The 20,915-nt window shown below is 73.2% G+C and carries 16 protein-coding genes and 2 pseudogenes; 5 read left to right on the top strand and 13 right to left on the bottom strand.

The window, feature by feature from the left end:
- Positions 1-99: 99 nt before the first annotated feature.
- Positions 100-1,389 carry an adenylosuccinate synthase gene (locus tag AC0VX0_RS00830; RefSeq protein ID WP_098094805.1) on the bottom strand — a complete coding sequence of 430 codons (1,290 nt, stop codon included), beginning with the start codon at positions 1,387-1,389 and terminating at the stop codon, positions 100-102.
- Positions 1,390-1,525: 136 nt separating this feature from the next.
- On the opposite strand from AC0VX0_RS00830, the gene AC0VX0_RS00825 reads away from it, so the two are divergent.
- Positions 1,526-2,077 carry a hypothetical protein gene (locus AC0VX0_RS00825; RefSeq protein ID WP_122054886.1) on the top strand — a complete coding sequence of 184 codons (552 nt, stop codon included), beginning with the start codon at positions 1,526-1,528 and terminating at the stop codon, positions 2,075-2,077.
- A 21-nt stretch (positions 2,078-2,098) separates the two neighbouring features.
- Here the strand turns inward: AC0VX0_RS00825 and bioD are convergent, their stop codons facing one another.
- From bioD to AC0VX0_RS00790, 7 genes and pseudogenes are all read right to left on the bottom strand, one after another.
- Positions 2,099-2,806: an ATP-dependent dethiobiotin synthetase BioD gene (gene bioD / locus AC0VX0_RS00820; protein WP_020624969.1), complete on the bottom strand. Its 708-nt coding sequence runs from the start codon at positions 2,804-2,806 to the stop codon at positions 2,099-2,101.
- Positions 2,788-5,259 carry an aminotransferase class I/II-fold pyridoxal phosphate-dependent enzyme gene (locus AC0VX0_RS00815; RefSeq protein ID WP_223247495.1) on the bottom strand — a complete coding sequence of 824 codons (2,472 nt, stop codon included), beginning with the start codon at positions 5,257-5,259 and terminating at the stop codon, positions 2,788-2,790. The genes bioD and AC0VX0_RS00815 overlap by 19 nt, the downstream gene beginning before the upstream one ends.
- Positions 5,256-6,644, bottom strand: coding sequence for an adenosylmethionine--8-amino-7-oxononanoate transaminase (gene bioA / locus AC0VX0_RS00810; RefSeq protein WP_122054884.1), 1,389 nt, complete (start codon positions 6,642-6,644; stop codon positions 5,256-5,258). Before bioA ends, AC0VX0_RS00815 begins: the two co-directional genes overlap by 4 nt.
- A gap of 7 nt (positions 6,645-6,651) precedes the next feature.
- A complete protein-coding gene (gene bioB / locus AC0VX0_RS00805; protein ID WP_396829693.1) occupies positions 6,652-7,887 on the bottom strand; it encodes a biotin synthase BioB in 1,236 nt (411 codons plus the stop codon).
- A gap of 107 nt (positions 7,888-7,994) precedes the next feature.
- On the bottom strand, positions 7,995-8,387 hold the full coding sequence (locus AC0VX0_RS00800) for a hypothetical protein (protein ID WP_102708213.1): 393 nt from the start codon (positions 8,385-8,387) through the stop codon (positions 7,995-7,997).
- A 110-nt stretch (positions 8,388-8,497) separates the two neighbouring features.
- Positions 8,498-9,091: a GNAT family N-acetyltransferase gene (locus tag AC0VX0_RS00795; protein WP_257997764.1), complete on the bottom strand. Its 594-nt coding sequence runs from the start codon at positions 9,089-9,091 to the stop codon at positions 8,498-8,500.
- A gap of 63 nt (positions 9,092-9,154) precedes the next feature.
- Positions 9,155-9,360, bottom strand: a pseudogene (locus AC0VX0_RS00790) (transposase); the annotation flags it as partial.
- Between the two features lie 93 nt (positions 9,361-9,453).
- On the opposite strand from AC0VX0_RS00790, the pseudogene AC0VX0_RS00785 reads away from it, so the two are divergent.
- A pseudogene (locus tag AC0VX0_RS00785) lies at positions 9,454-10,686 on the top strand (short-chain fatty acid transporter); the annotation flags it as partial.
- Between the two features lie 178 nt (positions 10,687-10,864).
- Here the strand turns inward: AC0VX0_RS00785 and AC0VX0_RS00780 are convergent.
- Positions 10,865-11,506 carry a thymidine kinase gene (locus tag AC0VX0_RS00780; RefSeq protein WP_010079593.1) on the bottom strand — a complete coding sequence of 214 codons (642 nt, stop codon included), beginning with the start codon at positions 11,504-11,506 and terminating at the stop codon, positions 10,865-10,867.
- Positions 11,507-11,514: 8 nt separating this feature from the next.
- Positions 11,515-11,958 (bottom strand): DUF3151 domain-containing protein, encoded by a 444-nt coding sequence (locus tag AC0VX0_RS00775; RefSeq protein WP_060774573.1) that lies wholly within the window; start codon positions 11,956-11,958, stop codon positions 11,515-11,517.
- 174 nt (positions 11,959-12,132) lie between these two features.
- Here AC0VX0_RS00775 and AC0VX0_RS00770 point away from each other — a divergent pair, with 174 nt between their 5' ends.
- Positions 12,133-13,347: a hypothetical protein gene (locus tag AC0VX0_RS00770; RefSeq protein WP_036341081.1), complete on the top strand. Its 1,215-nt coding sequence runs from the start codon at positions 12,133-12,135 to the stop codon at positions 13,345-13,347.
- A gap of 65 nt (positions 13,348-13,412) precedes the next feature.
- Here AC0VX0_RS00770 and aceB read toward each other — a convergent pair whose 3' ends face one another.
- Both aceB and aceA read right to left on the bottom strand, forming a co-directional pair.
- Entirely contained in the window at positions 13,413-15,176 is a 1,764-nt protein-coding gene (gene aceB / locus AC0VX0_RS00765; RefSeq protein WP_082067554.1) for a malate synthase A, read from the bottom strand.
- A 33-nt stretch (positions 15,177-15,209) separates the two neighbouring features.
- Positions 15,210-16,517, bottom strand: coding sequence for an isocitrate lyase (gene aceA / locus AC0VX0_RS00760; protein WP_020626748.1), 1,308 nt, complete (start codon positions 16,515-16,517; stop codon positions 15,210-15,212).
- A 269-nt stretch (positions 16,518-16,786) separates the two neighbouring features.
- Here aceA and AC0VX0_RS00755 point away from each other — a divergent pair, with 269 nt between their 5' ends.
- Positions 16,787-18,253, top strand: a complete 1,467-nt coding sequence (locus AC0VX0_RS00755; protein WP_020626749.1) for a helix-turn-helix domain-containing protein — start codon at positions 16,787-16,789, stop codon at positions 18,251-18,253.
- A 58-nt stretch (positions 18,254-18,311) separates the two neighbouring features.
- Here AC0VX0_RS00755 and fbaA read toward each other — a convergent pair whose 3' ends face one another.
- Positions 18,312-19,334: a class II fructose-bisphosphate aldolase gene (gene fbaA / locus AC0VX0_RS00750; protein ID WP_063189670.1), complete on the bottom strand. Its 1,023-nt coding sequence runs from the start codon at positions 19,332-19,334 to the stop codon at positions 18,312-18,314.
- Between the two features lie 196 nt (positions 19,335-19,530).
- Here fbaA and AC0VX0_RS00745 point away from each other — a divergent pair, with 196 nt between their 5' ends.
- Positions 19,531-20,886: a lipase family protein gene (locus AC0VX0_RS00745; RefSeq protein WP_063189672.1), complete on the top strand. Its 1,356-nt coding sequence runs from the start codon at positions 19,531-19,533 to the stop codon at positions 20,884-20,886.
- Positions 20,887-20,915: the final 29 nt, after the last annotated feature.

The following is a 20,915-nucleotide window of genomic DNA, read 5'->3' as shown; positions in this document are numbered from 1 at the left end:
GCTTTCGAACGTGAGATAGGCCCTATCTCACGTTCGAAAGCGCCCATTCGCCCTCTTTCACGTTCGAAAGTGCAGGCGGGGGAGGGGCGGTGGGCCGGGTCAGTCCTGGATGAGGTCCCGGACCTGGACCACCTGGTCGCGGCCCGGGCCCACACCGATCGCGGAGATCCGGCACCCGGAGAGCTTCTCGAGGGCCTCTACGTAGCGCTGGGCGTTCAGCGGCAGGTCCGTGAACGCGCGGGCGCCCGAGATGTCCTCGGTCCACCCGTCGAAGAGCTCGTAGACCGGCTTCGCGTGATGGAACTCGGTCTGAGTCATGGGCATGCGGTCGTGGCGCACGCCGTCCACCTCGTAGGCCACGCACACCGGGATCTTCTCGATGCCGGTGAGCACGTCCAGCTTGGTGAGGAAGTAGTCCGTGAAGCCGTTGATCCGCGCGGCGTAGTGCGCCATGACGGCGTCGTACCAGCCGGTGCGCCGCGGGCGGCCGGTGTTCACGCCGAACTCGCCGCCGGTGGTGCGCAGCTGCTCGCCCATCTCGTCGAAGAGCTCCGTGGGGAACGGGCCGGCGCCGACGCGCGTGGTGTAGGCCTTCACGATGCCGATGGTCCGGGAGAAGCGGGTGGGGCCGATGCCCGCGCCCACGGCCGCGCCGCCGGCGGTCGGGTTGGACGAGGTCACGAACGGGTAGGTGCCGTGGTCCACGTCCAGGTAGGTGGCCTGGCCGCCCTCCATGAGCACCACCTTGCCCTCGTCCAGGGCGTCGTTGAGCAGGTTCACGGAGTCCACGACCATGGGGCGCAGGCGGTCCGCGTAGCCCAGGAAGTACTCGGCGATCTCGTCCACGGTCACGGCGCGGCGGTTGTAGAGCTTCACCAGCAGCTCGTTCTTCTGCCGCAGGGCGCCCTCGATCTTCTGGCGCAGGATCGACTCGTCGAAGATGTCCTGCACGCGGATGCCCAGGCGGGCCACCTTGTCCATGTAGGTGGGGCCGATGCCGCGGCCGGTGGTGCCGATCGCGCGCTTGCCCAGGAACCGCTCGGTCACCTTGTCCATGGTCTGGTGGTACGGCGCCACGAGGTGGGCGTTGGCGGAGATCTTCAGGTGCTCGCACGAGTGGCCGCGGGACTCGAGCCCGTCGATCTCCTCGAACAGCGCCTCCAGGTTCACCACCACGCCGTTGCCGATCACCGGCACCGCGTTGGGCGAGAGGATGCCGGCGGGCAGCAGCTTGAGCTCGAACTTCTCCCCGTTGACGACGACGGTGTGCCCGGCGTTGTTGCCGCCGTTCGGCTTGACGACGTAGTCCACTCGCCCGCCCAGCAGGTCGGTGGCCTTGCCCTTGCCCTCGTCGCCCCACTGGGCTCCGACGATCGCGATCGCTGGCATCTGCATCTCTCCTCAGGGCCGCGGGTCGTCCCGGACCGGCCCGTACATGGAAAACGCCCCCTTGCGGTGCGCACGGAGGCCGTACCCCCGAATCCTACCAGCGTGACGGATGCCACCCCCTGGCTACGCTGGCGCCATGAGCACCGCAGCGCCCGGCACCCAGCACTCGGACTTCGCCTCCCCGACCCCCACCCGCAAGGGCCCGAGCGTGGGCACGTGGCGCCCCTGGGCCGTGCTGCCGTGGGCGCTGGCCCTCCTCGCGCTGCCCTTGATCGCGCTCGCCCTGCGCTCCAACTTCGGCGCGAACGGCTGGATGACGGTCATCTACATGGTCTTCGGCGCCCTGCCCCACGAACTCGCCCTCGTGCTCATGGTGGGGAGCCTGTTCCTCCTGCCCCGCGTGAACCCGCAGGATGAGCAGCGGGGCGGCATCCGGCTGGGGCGCCTGCTGCACACGCTGTTGGGCATCTCCTGGGGGTCCTTCGCGCTGGCCGCGATCATCTTCCCCGACGGCGGCGACCACCCGGACTCCGGCGCCACGACCCCGGTGCTCATGGACCTGCTCGGCAAGAGCACCGCGATGGACGTCGGCCTCGTGGGCGGCCTCGCCCTCGTGGCCGTCAGCGCCCTCACCGGTCTCGCGGTGATCGTGGTGTGCGTGGTGCGGCGGATCCGCGCCGTTCGCTGAGCACGCTCCCGACGACGGCGGTCAACGCACCGACATGACGCGCGGCGGGGTGCCCCGCGGCACCGTCTCCAGCACCGCCCCGTGGGCGCCGGCCAGGCGGGCCAGGAACACGAGGTTGGCCCGCTCGACGGGGTCTGGGTCCGCGGCCACGCCGCTGACGAGGATCCGCTCCGGCGCCACGCCACGGGCGGCGGCGTGCTCCACCGTGAGGCGCGCGTGGTTCTGCGTGCCCAGCCCGGGGCGCGCCACGACCGTCAACCCCGCGTCGAGCCCGGCCGCCCGCAGCGCGCGCACGGCGTCCACAGGCCCCTCGTCGGCCTCGGTCCACGCCACGGTGATCCCGCCGGCGCCCTCGATGAGCAGGTGGTCGACGCCCGCGGCGAGGCCACGCCACCGGCCCAGCTGCTCACCCAGAGGCGGCAGAGGGGGCGTCCCCTCCCCCGCGTGGGCGACCGCGTCCACGGGGGCCATCGCGGGGCCGACCCGCGCCCCCTCGGACACGGTCAGGCGGGCCGGAGCGGCGGCGTCGAGCGCGCCGGATGCGGCGGCCGCGGCCACCAGGTCCCGGACGGTCTCGACGTCGCCGGCCTCCCCCGGTGCGACGCCCGTCTGCACCGGCTTGTCCACGTGCACGCGGAGCCCGGCCACCAGGGCACGGGCCGCGAGCGCGGCGGTGCCCCACGTCTTGCCGACGTCCGTGTCCGTGCCGGTCACGACCTCGATGCGCATGTGTCCACTCCACTCTGCTCGATTCGGATGTCCTCGCCGCCGTGCCACGGTCCGGGCGTCACGAGCACGTGCTGCGGCGCCTGGAAGGAGAGCAGGCGCAGCCACGTCGCCGGCGGCCCGGTGAGCCGGGCGTCCGGCAGCAGGCGGGCGACCTCGCGGACCACGAGGGCGGTCTCGAGCTCCGCGAGCCCGGCCCCGAGGCAGCGATGCAGGCCGAAGCCGAAGGCGAGCCGGGCGTCGTCGTGCTGTTCGCCGCTGAGGTGCAGCAGGAGCTCGTCGCCGGCGCGGACCTCGTGCTCGCCGACGCGGACGTCCGCCGTGGCGAGGCGCCGCCAGGTGGGCACCGAGGAGCTCGTCCGGAGGCACTCGGCCACGAGCTCGGCCGCGGCCGCCTCCGCCGCATCGGCTCCGGCGCCCCCGTCCGCCCCGGCGCCGAGCGCGGCCCAGCGGGCGGGGTCGGCCAGGGCGCGGGTGAGCGCGGTGGAGATGAGCAGCCGGGTGGTCTCCTGCCCGGCGATCACCAGGAAGTAGCCGAGGGAGACGATCCGCTCGTCGTCGACGCCGGCCTCGTGCAGCGCCGCGAACAGGTTGCCGGGCTGTGCGTCGTCCCCGCGCGCCTCGACGACGGCCCCGCGCAGCCACCGGTGGAAGTCGGCGGCGGAGCGGGCGAGCCGCAGCTGGCGGTCCTCGTCCGGCCAGCCCCAGAACAGTTCGAGGGAGTCGGCGCTCCAGCGGTGCAGCTGCGCCTCGGGCGGGTTGGGCACGCCGGTCAGGGCGGACATCACGCGCGCCGGGACCGCTGCCGCCACGGTGGTCGCCAGGTCCACGGCCCCGCCTGCGCGGCCGGTGTCTGCGAGGGCGGCCGTGAGGGCCGTCCGGGTGGTCGCGAGGATCCGGCCGCGGGCTTCGCGCACCTTCGCCGGGGAGAAGAACGGCGCCACGACGCGACGCACCGCCCGGTGCTCCTCCCCGCCGGCGGAGGCGAGCACGGGCGGCAGCCGGAAGCGGGCGGCGGCGAGGATGCGGCGGGCCGGGCCGCTCAGCGGGACGACCGCCGTGAGGGCGTTGTCCGAGGCGAACGTCCCGGGGTCGGTGAGCACGCGCCGCAGGTCGGCGGGATCGGAGATCCGCAGGTGGTCGCCGCGCACGGCCTCCGGCCGCGGGTCGCCGTGGGCGAACGGGCAGCCCGTGGACGCGCCCCACGCCCGGGCGGCCACGCTCGCCACCGCCTCCAGCGCCGCCCGCAGCCGGGGCTCGGGGACGGCGGTGGTCACGCTCACGCGGAGGCGGGCGATGCCGTCGGGCACGCTGGGCGGGCGGAAGCATCCCACGAGGACGCCGTGCGCGCGCAGCTCCGCGGCCGCGGCGACGGCCTGCTCCGGTCCGGGCATGCGGATCGAGTGGACGGCGCCCGCCCCGACCTCCACGTGCCCGGCCAGCTCGGTCCGGCGGGTGAAGACGTCCACGGCCGTCTCCCGGGCCCGCGCGAGCCGTGCCGCGGGCTCCCCCGTGGCGGCGATCCGGCAGGCGGCCGCCGCGGAGGCGGCGAGCACGGGGGCCAGGGCCGTGTCGAAGACGAAGGTGCGGGCGGTGTTGAGCACGTGGTCGCGCCAGGACCGCGCGGCGGGCCCGCCGAACAGGGCCAGACCGCCCTGGCCGCCGAGGGCCTTCGAGCAGGTGGCGGTGACCACGACGGGCGCCTGCCCCGCCCACAGTCCCAGGGCGCCCGTGCGGCTGCCGCCGGGGACCACGCCGAGCGAGTGGGCCTCGTCCACCACGAGCAGGGCGCCGTGTTCGGCGGCCAGGGCGGCCAGGGCAGGCAGGTCGGCCTCGTCCCCCAGCACGGAGTACAGGGACTCGACCACCAGCACGATCCGTCGCGCCCGCCCTTCGGCGCGCAGCCGGCCGAGGGCGGCCCGGAAGGCGGGCACGCTGTTGTGCTCCACCGTGGTGACCGACGCGCCCGGCAGGGGGGCGAACGCCCCTGAGCGGGCGGTGGCGGCGAGGGCGGTGCCGTCGCGCAGGCTCGCGTGGGCGTGCTCGTCCAGGAGGAAGGCAGTGCCCGGCCCGGCCAGGGCGCCGAGGACGCCGAGGTTCGCGGTGTAGCCGGAGGAGAAGGCGAGGGCGGCATCCGCGCCGGCCAGCGCGGCGGCGGCGGACTCGAGGTCGGCGTGCGCGGGATGCGTCCCCGTGACGACGCGGGAGGCCCGCGCCCCGACCGGTCCCTCGGTGGCGACGCGCGCGGCGGCGGCCCGCACGTCCGGGTGGGCGGCCAGGCCCAGGTAGTCGTTGGCGGCCAGGTCCACGACGTCCGACGACGGCGCGCCCGGCTCCGGCGGTTCGGCGCGGCGCTCCAGGCCGCGGCGCGCGCGGACGGCGGCCCGGGAGCCCAGCCACGAGGACCAGGGGTCGGCGGGCGTGCTCGTGGCCGCGCCGGCCTCGGCGGTGCTCATGCGCAGACCTCCTCGACGGCCCCGGTGACGGCCGCGCAGATCGTGGCGACGTCGTCGTCGGTGCTCACGTAGGGCGGCATCACGTACACCAGCCGCCGGAAGGGGCGCACCCACGCACCGCGGGCGACGGCGGCCCGAGTGACGGGCTCGACGTCCACGGTCCGGTCCAGCTCCACGACGCCGACCGCACCCAGGACCCGTACGTCGGTGACCGCGGGCAGGTCGGCGGCCGCCGCCAGCCCGGCGCGCAGCCCGGCCTCGACGCGGGGCACCTGGGCGGCCCAGCCGTCGCGCGGGTCGGTGAGCAGGTCGAGGGACGCGGAGGCGACCGCGCACATCAGCGGGTTGCCCATGAACGTGGGCCCGTGCAGGAGAGCCCCGGGCATGCCCCGTTCCCGCCGGGAGACCGTCTCGGCGACCTCGGCGGTGCACAGCATGGCCGCGCCCGTCATGGTGCCGCCGGTGAGCGCCTTGCCGAGGCACAGCACGTCCGGGGCGACGCCGGCCCCTTCGCACGCGAGCCAGCGGCCGGTGCGGCCGAAGCCAGTGGCGATCTCGTCGGCGATGAGCAGGAGCCCGTGCTCGTCGCACAGCTCGCGCAGCACGGTGAGGCAGCGCGGGTCGTAGACGCGCATGCCCCCCGCCCCCTGGAGCACGGGTTCAAGGATCACGCCGGCGATCTCGTCCGCATGCGCGGCGGTGAAGGCGCGGGCCTCGTCCTCCCACGCGGCGAGGGCGGCGTCGTCGGCCTCCCAGTGGCCGGCCGGAGCGGCGTCGGGTGCCGTGGGTGCCGCGGCGAAGCCCTCGGGCACCCAGCGTGCCGCCGGCGGGCGGGGCAGGAACAGATGCCGAGCCACGAGCGAGGTGAAGGCCGCGTGCATGCCGTCCACGGGATCGCACACGCCCATGGGCGCGGCGGTGTCCCCGTGGTAGCCGCCGCGGACCGTGAGGAATCGGCGGCGGCTGGGCCGGCCGCGCGTCGCCTGGTACTGGAGGGCGAGCTTGAGCGCGACCTCCACCGAGACCGAGCCGGAGTCGGCGAGGAACACGTGCTCGAGCGCGGCGGGGGTGTGCGCGACGAGCCGTTCCGCCAGGTCGACGGCGGGCGCGTGCGTGAGCCCGCCGAACATGACGTGCGGGAAGGCCGCGGCCTGCCGGGTCAGGGCCTCGACGAGCGCGGGGTGCCCGTGCCCGTGCACCACGGACCACCAGGACGCCATCGCGTCGATGGCGCGGTGACGCTCCCCGCCCGGCCCCTCGAGGTCGAGGTGGACGCCCCGGGCACCGCGCACGGCGTAGAGCTGGCGGGCGCCGGCGGCCCCGTAGGGGTGCCAGAGGTGGGCGGCGTCGCGGTCGAGGAGGCCGGCTTCAGCGGGGGCGGTCACGGCGCGTTCAGGCGTTGGCGGGCTCGGCCGTGCCCGCGCCCCGGCGGCGCAGCTCGGGCTTCACGGTGCCCTCGGCGCCCGTGTCGGGTCGGGCGTCCTCCGCGGCCCCGGCCTCCGAGGCGACGGCCGCACCGGAGCCGCACGAGCCGGCGCCGTCCGTGCCGGCGCAGCAGCCGCCGGCCGGGGCGCCGTCGTCGGCCGTGGCCCGCCGCGCACGCTCCTCGGCGCCGAGCACGGTGAAGCCGGCGTCGGCGATCATCTGCAGATCCGCCTCGGCGTCCTGGCCCTCGGAGGTGAGGTAGTCGCCGAGGAAGATCGAGTTGGCCACCTGCAGGCCGACCGGCTGCAGGGAACGCAGGTGCATCTCGCGGCCGCCGGCGATGCGCAGCTCCTTGTCCGGGCAGGCCAGGCGGACCATGGCGAGGATCCGGAGGCACTCGAGCGGGGTGAGCTGCTGGTGGCCCTGCAGCGGGGTGCCGTCGAAGGGCATGAGGAAGTTGACGGGGATGGAGTCGGAGTCCAGGTCGCGGAGCGCGAGGACGGCCTCGACGAGCTGCTCGTGCGTCTCCCCCATGCCCGCGATCAGGCCGCTGCAGGAGGACAGGCCGGCGGCGCCGGCCCGCTGCACGGTGTCCACGCGCTGCTCGTAGGTGTGGGAGGTGCAGATGGACTCGTAGTGGGACTCGGCCGTGTTGAGGTTGTGGTTGTAGGCGTCGACGCCGGCGTCCTTGAGCTTCTCGGCCTGACCGTCCTTGAGGAAGCCGAGGCACGCGCACACCTCGACGTCCGGGTGCTGGGCCTTGAGGTCGCCGACCATGCCGGCCACGCGGTCGACGTCGCGGTCCGTGGGACCGGTGCCGGAGGCCACCATGCACACGCGCGAGGCGCCGCCGGCGATGCCCAGGCCCGCCTGGCGGACGGCCTCCTCCGGCTTGAGCCACGTGTAGCGCAGGATCTCGGCCTCGGTGCCGAGACGCTGGGAGCAGTAGGTGCAGTTCTCCGGGCAGAGGCCGGTCTTGAGGCTGACCAGGTAGTTGACCTTGACCGTGCGGCCGAAGTGCTTCTCGCGCAGGCGCGAGGCCGCCGCGACGATGCGGAACGTGTCCGCGTCCGGGGCGTCCAGCACAGCGACGGCCTCTTCAGCGGTGAGGCGGTGGCCCGCCTCGACGCGGTCCACGAGGGCCTCGGGGTCGAGGGCGGCGGGGCGGGGGTCGACGGCGGGGGCGTCCTGGGTGGCGGTCATGATGGCCTCTCCGGTGGGCGGGGCTCGGCCCCGGGCGGGTCTGACCCGAGGGACTCTAACAGTGTTCATTGAACAGTGTTCAGGAGCGGGGGGCCATGACCCCGACGTCAGCGCCTGCGCCGGTCCAGAGGGACCGGCTCGGGCCGGGGCTGCTCCTCGAGCGTCGTCGTCGCCGCGAGGATGCCGTGGGCGGCGGCAGTGAGCACCGCGCCGAGCAGACCGGCCCCGACCGCCCGGACGCCGGCGTCGTCGATCGCGTTCAGCACCAGCCCCGGAACGGGCGCGGCCCCCATCAGCAGCATCACCCACGCGGTGGAGCCGGCCCCGGCGTAGAACACGTTGCGGCGAGCCTGCTCCGCCTCGACCCGGTGATGCACCCCTCGCAGGGTGAGCATCGCTCCGAGGGCCGTGAAGGCCACCAGCGTCAGACCCCAGCCCAGTCCCAGGTCCTGCCGCAGTCCCGCGAACACACCGGCCGAGCCCACCAGGGCAGACGCCACACCGATGCGCCACCGCCACTCACACTCATTCCCCACCCTGCTCACAGCCCCATGCTGACACACGGCCCCCGGAGGCGGAGCGGCAGATCATGCGGTCCCGGCCGGCGGGATCACTCCTGCGTAAGGGGCGAATGGAACTCCGAGGCGAGCATCGCGTAGGTGGCGCCATCCACCCAGCCGCGCGTGAGATGCAGAGACTCCTCCTTGAACGTGCCCTCGTGACGCATCCCCACCTTCTCCATGATGCGCAGGCTCGGGGCGTTGTCCGCGAAGGCATGAGCCTCCACGCGTCGCACACCCAGATCGTCGAACGCGAAGCCCAGCAGGGCTCGAGCAAGCTCCGTGCCATAGCCCTGCCCCGCCTGGCGCGGATCGATCGTCCAGCCGAGCTCGGCCTGGGCGTCCCGGGCTTCCTCCCGCGGGCCGCCCTGACTCCACGCGTCCTGCACCGCGACCTTCCCGACACCGACAATGACGTCTCCGGCCCGCACGGTGAGGCGGTCCCCCGCCGCGAGATAGGACTCTCGCAGCGCGTCCTCACTCTCCGGGCGGCCGGAGGTCCACGTCCACACCTGCTCGAGACGGCAGAAGCCCCATACGGCGGGCGCATCGAGACCCCGGAACGGGGTGAGGGTCAGCCGGCGGGCCCGCAGCGGGAAGCAGACGCCTCGACTCGCGGCGAGCTCCAGGAGAGGGGTGGCCATGACAGACAGGGTACGAACAAGAGTCCTCGAGTCAGCCTCCGGACAGACCAGTGCCCACACCCTGCGTCGATGCCGACTCCACGCGGTCTGCCAGGGCCCGTTGACCTCAGGCAGATCCCGCCACGGAGTCCCGCACCTGCACCGGCAGATGATCGCTTCGACCATCGTGTGGACATTCGAGAAGGGTCGACCCTGCCGGCCCGTGCGGTCTGGAGCAGCGGGGCGATCAGCTCCGATCGGGCGTCGGAGGCGACGTGCAACCGGGACATGGCTCCCCGGATCTCAGCGGGTCCCTGGAGCCATTCTCAGACACGCCCTAGGCCATCTCCAGCGCCGAGGCCCGCCTCACAACAGAGGAAGTCCTGCTGCTCACTCCGGCCGGGCCGGCCGACGTCGTCGTGGGCTGGGGTGACGGTCTGTCCGGACTGCTGGCGTTCATCACGCAGATGGCGCTCGTGCTCATGCTCGGACACATCCTGGCGAACACCGGCCCGGTGCGCCGTCTGCTCGCCAGGCTCGCCAGCATTCCCCGCACGCCCCTGGCCGCCTACATCTTCGTGTTCGTGGTGGCGGCGGCGGCCTCCCTCATCACGTGGGGCCTGGGCCTGGTGGTCGGTGCGCTGCTGGCCAAGGAGGTCGCGGCGCAGGCCCGTGAGCGCGGGCTGGTCCTGCACTTCCCGATGCTGGTGGCCGCCGGGTTCTCCGGGTTCGTGGTGTGGCACATGGGGTACTCGGGCTCCGGCCCGCTGACGGCCGCCACCCCCGGTTCGTTCCTCACGGAGAGCCTGGACGGCCGGACGGTCCCGGTCTCGGAGACCACCTTCTCCTGGTGGAACATCACCGCCGCCGTGGTGACCGTGCTCGTCGTGGCCCTGGCCCTGTTCCTCGTCGCCCCGCGCGCCGGGGACCGGATCGTGGAGCTGGAGATCGACGCGCGGGACCAGGACGCCGTGCCCGCACCGGAGATCGAGACGCCGGCGGACCGCCTCGACGCCTCCCGTGTCCCCACGCTCCTCGTGGGCGCCATGCTCGTGGTCTATCTGGTGATGCACTTCGTCGGCGGCGGCACCCTCACCCTGGACATCGTCAACTGGTCCTTCCTCGCGCTGATCCTGCTGCTGGTGCGCAGCCCGCACGAGCTGATCGGCCTCACCCAGTCGGCCGCGTCCAACGTGGGCGAGATCCTGCTGCAGTTCCCCCTCTACGCGGGCATCCTCGGCATGATGACGACCACCGGCCTGGTGGCGGTGCTCTCGGACGCCTTCGTGGCGATCTCGAACCCGGTGACGTTCGGCCTGCTGGCATTTCTGGCCGCGGGCCTCGTGAACTTCTTCGTCCCCTCCGGCGGCGGACAGTTCGCCGTGCAGGGCCCGATCATGCTCCAGGCCGGCGACGCGCTCGGCGTGGACCCGGCCATCACCATCATGGCCGTCTCCTACGGCGACCAGTGGACCAACATGATCCAGCCGTTCTGGGCAATCCCCCTTCTGGCGATCGCCGGGCTGAAGATGCGCGACATCCTGGGGTACACCACGGTCGTGCTGCTCGCGTCGGGGCTCGTCTTCGGCGGCACGCTCCTGCTCGTCTCGCTCTGACCCGATCGGCCGATGCCGGACGTGGCAGGACAGACGAAGGGCCCCGGGATCACCGGGGCCCTTCGCCTGTCATCACTCGCACCTTCATCACTCGCACCTCGATGAAGTGGTTCCACCGTACGAACCGAGCATGGGCGCAGCCGTCACGCAGCCTGGCAGTTGCCTGGCAATGGCCGCCTCAGCCCAGGGCACCGCCGGACTCCGCCAGGTAGCACGTGCCGCACAGGGACTCGTAGGTCACCTGGACACCGTCGATCGCCACCTGGTCCCCCTCGAACACGAAGTGCTCGGCGCCCGTGGCCGGGTCCACGACCTTGCGCGTGTTGAACACCGCCTTCCGGCCGCACCGGCAGATGGTCTTCAGCTCCTCGAGGGAGTGCGCCAGCTCCAGCAGCCGTGCGGAGCCCGGGAAGGAGCGGGTGCGGAAGTCGGTGCGCAGCCCGTAGGCGATCACGGGGACGCCGTCGAGCACGGCGATGCGCAGCAGGTCGTCCACCTGCGCCGGCTCGAGGAACTGCGCCTCGTCCACGAGCAGGCACGCCACGGGCGGGGCCTCCACGTGCCCCACGAGGGCGTCCGGGTCGTCACCGGTGGCGTGCCGGCGGAACAGCTCCCGCACGTCCGCTCCCGCCGGGACGAGGAAGTCCACGGCGCGGGTCACACCGAGGCGGGAGACGACGTCGCCCTCCCCCTTCACGTCCACCTCCGGCTTGGCCAGCAGCACCCGCTGACCGCGCTCCTCGTAGTTGAAGGCGGCCTGCAGCAGGCCCGTGGACTTGCCGGAGTTCATGGCCCCGTAGCGGAAGTAGAGCTTGGCCACGGCTCCGCTCAGCCCCGGGCGCGGCCCTGGTCGGCCTCGATCTGCTCTGCGGCCGTGGGGTCCGAGTCCCGCAGGAAGGTGCGGATGCGCTCGACCTCCTCGGACTCCCCGATCCCGGCGGCCGCGCGGCCCAGCGCGTACAGGGCGCGCAGGAAGCCGCGGTTGGGCTCGTGGGCGTACGGCACCGGGCCGGCGCCGCGCCACCCCGCCCGGCGCAGCGCGTCCAGACCCCGGTGGTAGCCGACGCGGGCGTACGCATAGGAGTCCACGGTCCGGCCCTCGGCCCACGCGTCCTCCGCCATGAGCGCCCACACCAGGGAGGACTCGGGCGCCACCGGCACGATGTCCTCGGGCAGGTCACCTGCCTCGAGCCGGGCCAGCACCTCCGGCTCCTCCGGCAGGCGCGTGGCCGGCGGCTCCATCAGGTTCTTGCCGATCAGGGACTCGGACATGGGATGCCTCTTCTCCTCGCGGACGATGCGGTCGCGGCCGAGTCTATCGACGGCGCCGGACGCCGGACGGATCGCCGTCCCCGCGTCCAGGACGGTCCGGTACCGTAGGCGCAGCGTCCGTCCGCAGCCCCACGCTCCCGGGGCCGGGCCGCCGATGCCGTCGAAGGAGCCTCCATGACCCACCCCGCGCCCGCCCGCCGCCGTGCCCCGCTGGCCGTCGGCGTCGCCGCCCTCGCCCTCGCCCTGGCCGGCTGCGGCTCGGCCGGCCAGTCCGGTGAGCCCGCCTCGTCGACCGCCGCGGCGCCCAGCGGATCGGCGGCCTCGGCCGCGGCCGGCTCGGCCACGGAGAGCCCCACCGACCCCGCGTCCGCCGCGGCGTCCCGCGTCCGTGAGGCCCTCGCGTCGGAGTCCGCCGAGGGCACCCCGCGCGCCGAGCCGCGTCAGGCGTTCGAGACCGTCGGCCCGGGCATCAAGGACGGCGCCGCCACCGAGGCCTGGAAGAACACGGCCGCGGTCCGCAACGACACCGTCTCCGTGATGGACTGCACGCGCGACGTCCTGGACCAGCGCACCCTGGACGCCGTCGCCACGCACATCCCGGACAGCTCGAACATCGAGATCGTGCAGCTGTTCGCCTCGCAGGACGAGACCCACGAGTTCCTCACCTGCGTCTACAACGGCTACTTCGAGTACAGCCCCGGCATGCCCCTGGCGCAGGTCCACTACCAGCACAACCTCGACGGCTCCCGCCTGGAGTGGTGCCAGGAGGAGCCCGCCGCCGTGGCGGACGAGTACACGTTCGACCCGAAGACCGGCAAGGGGCTGCTCGCCCTGCTGCGCCCCGGCATGGTCGGCGGCCAGGACGGCGCCCCCCTGCTGCCCCAGCGCACCGCGTGGGCCTGCTCCGAGGACGGCAGCGAGATGGTCTCCGTGACCATGGGCTCCATGGAGGGCTTCGGCGACGCCAACGGCGGCCTCACCCAGGTGAAGAACTCGCCGGTCGCGCAGAGCACCACCCTCGTCACCGAGACCCGCGACCACCTCGCGGACACCGTGCTGAAGGACGCCGGGGACTTCCAGGAGGTCATCAAGCTCAGCTCGCCGTTCTTCCTGAACGCGCAGATGGACGAGGAGACCCTGGCCCAGGCCCGGGAGATCCCCACCGGCCGCGTGCCCGACGAGCTGCTGAACAACCAGTCCACGATCGACCGCCCCGAGGGCGCCCCCGGCCCCGTGGCCCCCGGCCAGCCGCCGCGGCCGTTCCAGGGCGCCGCGCGGGAGGCCGCCGAATCCCAGCGGGCCGCGGAGGCGTCCGCCTCGGCGTCGGCCAGCCCGTCACCGACGAAGTCGGCTTCGGCCTCCCCGTCCCCCTCCACGTCCGGGGACTGACACCCGGCACGACGACGGCCGGTCACCTCGTGAGGTGACCGGCCGTCGTCGTGGGGCCCGGCGGATCAGGCCTTCGCCGCGGCGTCGTCCTGACCGGCGAAGTGCCGGCGGTACGCGCCCAGGGTGAGGAACGCCGGGTACTCCGGCGGCAGGGCCGACTCGCAGAACACGCGCACCGCGTCCTCGAACCGGTGGCCCTCGGGCAGCGGGCCGGCGAGGATCCGAGCGTGCTCCTCGCGGATCAGCTGCTCCATCCAGCCGCGGTTGGCGGTCCGCACGCCGCCCTCGGTCAGCTGCACACCGGTGCCGTTGTGTGCCCACTGCCAGATCTGGGACCGGGAGATCTCCGCCGTGGCGGCGTCCTCCATGAGTCCGTGGATCGCGGCGGCGCCGTTCCCCCGCAGCCAGGACTCGATGTAGCGGATCCCGACCTCGATGTTCATCCGCACGCCGGCCTCGGTCACCGAGCCCGTGGTCGCGGCGACGTCGAGCAGGGCGGCCTCGTCCGGCACCACGTCCTCGCGGCGGCGGGTGCGGATCTGGTTCGGGGCCTCGCCGAGCACGGCGTCGAACTCCTCCCGGGCGACCGGCACGAGGTCCGGGTGCGCCACCCACGAGCCGTCGAAGCCGTCGCCGGCCTCGCGGGCCTTGTCCGCGCGCACCTTCTCCAGCGCGGCGGCGTTGGCCTCCTCGTTCCGGCGGTCCGGGATCACGGCAGACATGCCGCCGATCGCCGAGGCGCCGCGCCGGTGGCAGGCCCGGACCAGCTGCTCCGTGTAGGCCCGCATCATCGGCTGGGTCATGGTCACCTCCGAGCGGTCCGGGAGGACGAACTCGGCCCCGCGGTCCCGGAAGTTCTTGATGATGGAGAAGATGTAGTCCCAGCGGCCGGCGTTGAGGCCCGCGGCGTGGTTGCGCAGCTGGTACAGGATCTCCTCCATCTGGAACGCCGCGGTGATCGTCTCGATCAGCACGGTGGCCCGGATGGTGCCCTGGGGGATGCCCAGCTCGTCCTGCGCCGCCACGAACACGCAGTTCCACAGCCGCGCCTCGAGATGGGACTCGAGCTTGGGCAGGTAGAAGTACGGGCCGTGGCCGCGGCGGATCAGCTCGTCGGCGTTGTGGAAGAAGTACAGGCCGAAGTCCACGAGGGCGCCGGCCATCGGCTCGCCGTCCACACGGATGTGGTCCTCGAGGAGGTGCCAGCCGCGCGGGCGGACGATGATGGTCGGCCGGTCCGTGAGCTCGCGCTCGCGCAGCCGGTACTCCTTGCCCTCGGGGGAGGTGAAGTCGATCCGGTCGCGGATCGCGTCGAACAGGTTGACCTGCCCGTCCAGCATCCGGTCCCAGGACGGCGTCGAGGAGTCCTCGAAGTCGGCGAGCCAGCCCGAGGCGCCCGAGTTGAGGGCGTTGATCGTCATCTTCCGATCCACGGGGCCGGTGATCTCCACGCGGCGGTCCTGCAGGCCGGGGGCCAGCGGCGCCACACGCCAGGAGTCGTCCTCGCGGACCCGGCGGGTGGACCGCAGGTAGTGCGGGTTCCAGCCGTCGGTGATGCGGCGCCGGGTGTACTCCCGCTCCTCGAGCAGCCGCCGGCGGCGGTCCTCGGCCAGCCGGTGCAGGCGGCCGAGGAACGCCAGCGCCTCGTCCGTGAGGATCTCGGCCTGCCGCCCGTCGACCGGCCCGTGGACGGTCACCACGGGGGCGGCGCCCTCGGGGATGACGACGGGGATGGCCTGGGTGCTCACGTCATGCGGCAGGGGCGTGTGCTCCCGAACGTCGTCGGCATGGATCTCGTGCAGGGTGGGGGTCGTGGTCTGCGGGCTCATGGGACTGCCTCCTCGCGGTCTCGGCTGAGCGGATCAGTGGAACTGGCCGGACTCCGTGGAGCCCGCCAGGGCCACCGTGGAGCTGTCCGGGTTGATGGCGGTGGACACGGCGTCGAAGTAGCCGGTGCCGACCTCGCGCTGGTGCTTGGTCGCGGTGTAGCCGCGGGCCTCGTCGGCGAACTCGCGCTCCTGCAGCTCGACGTACGCGGACATCTGGCGCTCGTTGTATCCCTTGGCCAGGTCGAACATCGAGTGGTTCAGGGCGTGGAAGCCGGCCAGCGTGATGAACTGGAAGGTGTAGCCCATGGCGCCCAGCTCGCGCTGGAACTTGGCGATGGTGTCGTCGTCGAGGTTCTTCTTCCAGTTGAAGGACGGCGAGCAGTTGTAGGCCAGCATCTGGTCCGGGAACTCGGCCTTGACGGCCTCGGCGAACTTCCGGGCCAGCTCGAGGTCCGGCGTGCCGGTCTCCATCCAGATCAGGTCCGCGTGGGGGGCGTAGGCCTTGGCACGGGCGATGCAGGGCTCGACGCCGTTGCGGACCTTGTAGAAGCCCTCCGCGGTGCGCTCACCGGTGATGAACTCGGCGTCGCGCTCGTCCACGTCCGAGGTGATCAGGGTGGCCGCCTCGGCGTCGGTGCGGGCGATGATCACGCTGGGCACGTCGGCGACGTCGGCGGCCAGGCGGGCGGCGTTGAGCGTGCGGATGTGCTGGCCGGTGGGGATGAGCACCTTGCCGCCGAGGTGGCCGCACTTCTTCTCGGAGGCCAGCTGGTCCTCCCAGTGCACACCGGAGGCGCCGGCGGTGATCATCGACTTCATGAGCTCGTAGGCGTTGAGCGGGCCGCCGAAGCCGGCCTCGGCGTCGGCCACGATCGGCACGAGCCAGTCCTCGACGGTGCTGACGCCCTCGGCGTGCTCGATCTGGTCCGCGCGCAGCAGGGCGTTGTTGATGCGGCGCACCACCTGCGGCACGGAGTTGGCCGGGTACAGGGACTGGTCCGGGTACGTGTGGCCGGAGAGGTTGGCGTCCGCGGCGACCTGCCAGCCGGAGAGGTAGATGGCGCGCAGCCCGGCCTTGACCTGCTGGACGGCCTGGTTGCCGGTGAGGGCGCCGAGGGCGTTGGTGAACTCACCGCGGGCGTTCTCGTCCTTCAGCTGGGTCCACAGCTTCTCGGCACCGCGGCGGGCCAGCGTGTGCTCCTCCTGGACGCGGCCGCGGAGACGGACGACGTCCTCGGCGGTGAAGCTGCGCTCGACGCCGGCCCAGCGGGGGTTGTTGTCCCAGTCGTGCTGGAGCTGTTCGGCGGAGGCGGGAGTGGAGTGGTGGGGCTGGGTGGTCATGACGTCCTCCTGAGGATCGGTCCGGTTCGGTGAAGGGTTCGGTGCGACGTGTCCGTCGCTGCCGTTGACATCCACCTTGGCCCCAGGCAAGGCCCTCTGGAGCACAAAATCGGTGGAAACTCCGGCCGTTCCTGCCACTGGGTCAGAACGTGACAGTCCTTGCGCCCCCATGTGGCCTGGATCACGGCAACGGCCCCCCGCTTGTCAAGAATGTGACTTTCTTTCCGAAACACGTGATCTCCTCCCCGGTTCCGTCTACAGTTCCGCGCATGATGACCCGCCCGCTTCCCGAGGACAGCGCGACCGTGGACGCCGTCGCGCTGGGCCGCCGCGTTCGGCACCTGCGCAAGCAGGCCGGCCTCACCCTGGACCAGCTCGCGGAGCGCACGGGAGTGAGCGGCTCGCACCTGTCCCTCGTGGAGAACGCCCGCCGCGAGCCGCGGCTCTCGCTGGTCCAGCGGATCGCCGAGGTCCTGGGCGTGCCGGTCGAGGACCTGCTCACCGGCCGGGCCCCCACCCGGCGGGCCGAACTGGAGATCGAGGTCGAACGGTTCGCGCGCTCGGAGCACTACGCCTCCCTCGGCCTGCCGCCGCTGCGCATCGGGCCCCGCACCCCCACCGAGGTCCTCGAGGTGATCGCGGGGCTGGAGGCCGAGCTGCGCCGTCGCCTGGAGGAGCAGGCCGCCACCCCCGAGGAGGCGCGCCGCGCCAACGCCCAGCTGCGCGCCCGGATGCGCGCGGTGGACAACCACTACCCCGACCTCGAGGCTGAGGCGCATCGGCTGCTCGACGCGATCGGCCACACGGGCGGGCCGCTGGGCCTGCACGCGGTCTCGGAGCTGGCCGAGCACCTCGGCTTCACCCTGCGCTTCGTCCCGGACCTGCCGCACTCCACGCGCTCCGTCACGGACCTCAAGCACGGGCGCATCCACATCAGCGGCTCCCGCTCCTCAGACCATGACCGCCGCACCGTGGTGCTCCAGGCCCTCGCCGCCGCCGTCCTGGGCCACGGCGAGCCGCGGGACTACGAGGACTTCCTCGCCCAGCGTGTGGCGGTGAACTACCTGGCGGGCGCGCTGCTCATGCCGCAGCGGGCGGCGTCGTCGCTGCTGCGGGCCGCCCAGAAGCGCCGGGACCTGTCCGTGGACGACCTGAAGGACGCGTTCGGCGTCTCCTACGAGGCCGCCGCGCACCGGTTCACCAACCTGGCCACCGTGGACCTGGGCATCCGCTGCCACTTCCAGAAGGTCCACGAGACCGGGGTGATCCACAAGGCCTACGAGAACGACGGGATCGTGTTCCCCGCCGACCACACCGGTGCGATCGAGGGCCAGCAGGCGTGCCGGAAGTGGGGCGCACGGCAGGCCTTCTCCCGCAACGACCGGTTCCGCGCCCACACGCAGTACACGGACTCGCCCAACGGGACGTTCTGGTGCACCTCGATGATCGAGAACGGCCCCGACGGGCTGTTCGCCCTCTCCGTGGGCACCCCGTTCGAGCATGCCCGGTACTTCCGCGGCGCGGACACCCGCCACCGGGTCACCTCCACGTGCCCCGATCCGCGCTGCTGCCGCCGCCCCGACCCCGAGCTCGAGGCCGCGTGGGGCGGGCACGTGTGGCCCGCGGCCCGCATGCACGCGCATCTGCTGGCGGCCATGCCCACGCAGACCTTCCCCGGTGTGGACGAGCGTGAGGTCTTCGAGTTCCTCCAGGCCCAGGAGGAGCGGGAGGGCTGAAACGACGCCGGCCCGCACCCTCACGCGAGGGTGCGGGCCGGCGCGGCGGACGGCGGGGTCAGCCGATGCTCTTGCCGGCCGAGTTCAGCTCGGTGCAGGCCTGGACCACGCGGGCGGCCATGGCCTCCTCGGCCTTGGCGCCCCACACGCGGGGGTCGTACTGCTTCTTGTCGCCGACCTCGCCGTCGACCTTCAGGACGCCGTCGTAGTTCGCGAACATGTGCCCGGCCACGGGGCGGGTGAACGCGTACTGGGTGTCCGTGTCCACGTTCATCTTCACAACGCCGTACTCCACCGAGTCGGCGATCTCCTGGGCGGCGGAGCCGGAGCCGCCGTGGAACACGAGGTCGAACGGGCGCTCCCTGCCGAACTTCTCGCCCACGGCCTGCTGGATCTCCTGCAGGATCTCCGGGCGCAGCTTCACGTTGCCCGGCTTGTAGACGCCGTGCACGTTGCCGAAGGTCAGCGCGGTGAGGTAGCGGCCATGCTCCCCGAGGCCGAGGGCCTCCACGGTGGCGATGCCGTCCTGGACGGTGGTGTAGAGCTTCTCGTTGATCTCGTGGGCCACGCCGTCCTCCTCGCCGCCCACGACGCCGATCTCCACCTCGAGGATCTGCTTGTTGGCGTGGGTGCGCGCGAGCAGCTCGCGGCCGATCCGCAGGTTCTCCTCGAGGGTCTCGGCGGAGCCGTCCCACATGTGGGAGTTGAAGATCGGGTCGCGCCCGGCCTTCACCTCCGCCTCGGAGGCGTCCAGCAGGGGCAGGACGAAGCCCTCGAGCTTGTCCTGGGGGCAGTGGTCCGTGTGCAGGGCGATGTTCACGGAGTACTTCTTGGCGACCTCGCGCGCGAACGCGGCGAAGGCCAGCGAGCCGGCGACCATGTCCTTCACGGAGGAGCCGGAGAAGTAGGCGGCGCCGCCGGTGGAGACCTGGACGATGCCGTCCGAGCCGGCCTCGGCGAAGCCGCGGATGGCGGCGTTCAGGGTCTGGGAGCTGGTGACGTTGATCGCCGGGAAGGCGAAGGCGCCGTTCTTGGCGGCGTCGATCATCTCGGCGTACTTCTCCGGGGATGCGATGGGCATGCTGCAGCTCCTAGGCGTCGTCGACTCGGGCAGGCGGGGGAGCGCGGCGGACGCGCCGCCCTCGGGCTCATCCTATCCGCGCGGCCGGACCCGCCCCAGGGTCCCGGACCCGACGGCGCCGCCGGCCTGGGCACGACCCCGCCGTTTGCCTAGGGTGAGCGGCGTCACATTCGCATCCGAGAGACCGGAGACCGCCATGGCCCCCGCCCACCGCCCCTCCCGCCCCCTCGCCCTGGCCGCCGCCCTGGCTGTCGTCGCCGGGTTCGGCGCGCCGCACGCGGCCCTGGCCCAGGAGTCCGCCCCAGCCCCGGACGCGCCGGAGGTGAGCTCCGCCGTCGCGGACCTCTCGCAGCCGGCCACGACGGCCGAGGACGCCCGCTGGAACGCGGCCCGGGACGCCCTGGCGGCCGCCTCGGCCGACGACCCCTTCTACCTGCCGCCCGCCACCGTGCCCGCGACCCCCGGCGCCCTGATCCGCACCGAGCCCACCGCCTTCTACCTGGACCCGGTGCGGCTGGTGCAGGTGCCGGCGCACGCCACGCGCATCATGTACGCCTCGCAGGACGCCCAGGGCCGACCCATCGCCGTGACCGGCACCGTGCTGACCCCCACCGCCCCGTGGACGGGCGGCGGTGAGCGCCCCGTGATCGGCTACGCAGTGGGGACCCAGGGGGCGGCGGACCGCTGCGCCCCCTCCCGCACCCTCTCCACCGGCGTGCAGTACGAGGGCGTCGGGATCACGTCCCTGCTGAGCCGCGGCCACGCCGTGGTCGTCACCGACTACGAGGGCCTGGGCACCCCGGGCGCTCACACCTACATGGTCCGGGAGGCCCAGGCGCACGCCGTCCTCGACGCGGTGCGCGCAGCCGCCCAGGTCTCGGGGTCGGGCGTCGCCGCGACCGCGCCGGTCGCGCTCGCGGGCTACTCGCAGGGCGGCGGGGCGTCCGCGGCCGCGGCCGAGCTCGCGTCGGAGTACGCCCCGGAGCTGGACCTCAAGGGCGCCTACGTGGGCGCCCCGCCGGCCGACCTCGTGCAGGTCGCGGACCGGATCGACGGCGGCCTGTACGCGGCCTTCCTGCTCTACGCGATGGCCGGGCAGCTCGCCGCGTACGACGTGGACCCGGCCACGCATCTCAACGAGACCGGCCTGACGGCCCTCGCCGGCGCGGCCGAGACCTGCATGGTGGGCAGCCTCGCCTACGCGCACCTCGACTCCGCCACACTGACCCACACGGGGCAGGACTTCCCTGAGCTCGTCCGCTCCGATGCCGAGCTGGCCGGGATCCTCGCCGAGCAGCGGATCGGCGCACCGGGCCGCCGTCCGGACGTGCCGGTGATGATCGCGCACTCCGTCACGGACGACGTCATCCCGTACCGCACCGGCCGCGACCTGGGCCGCCGCTGGTGCGCGGAGGGCGCGCGGGTGCGTTTCGACCCGCTCCTCACCCCGACCCACGTGGGCGGCCACGTGGCCTCGCTGCCGCGGATGGGGGCGTTCCTGGACGCGACCCTCGCCGACCGCTGGACCGCCGACTCGTGCGGGTGGTTCTGAGCCTCGGCTAGCGTCGGGGCCAGGACCGT

It is taken from the genome of Micrococcus sp. iso_26, assembly GCF_056172975.1.
The sequence above is the reverse complement of the archived record's forward strand: the minus strand, read 5'-3'. Positions and strand labels throughout refer to the sequence as shown.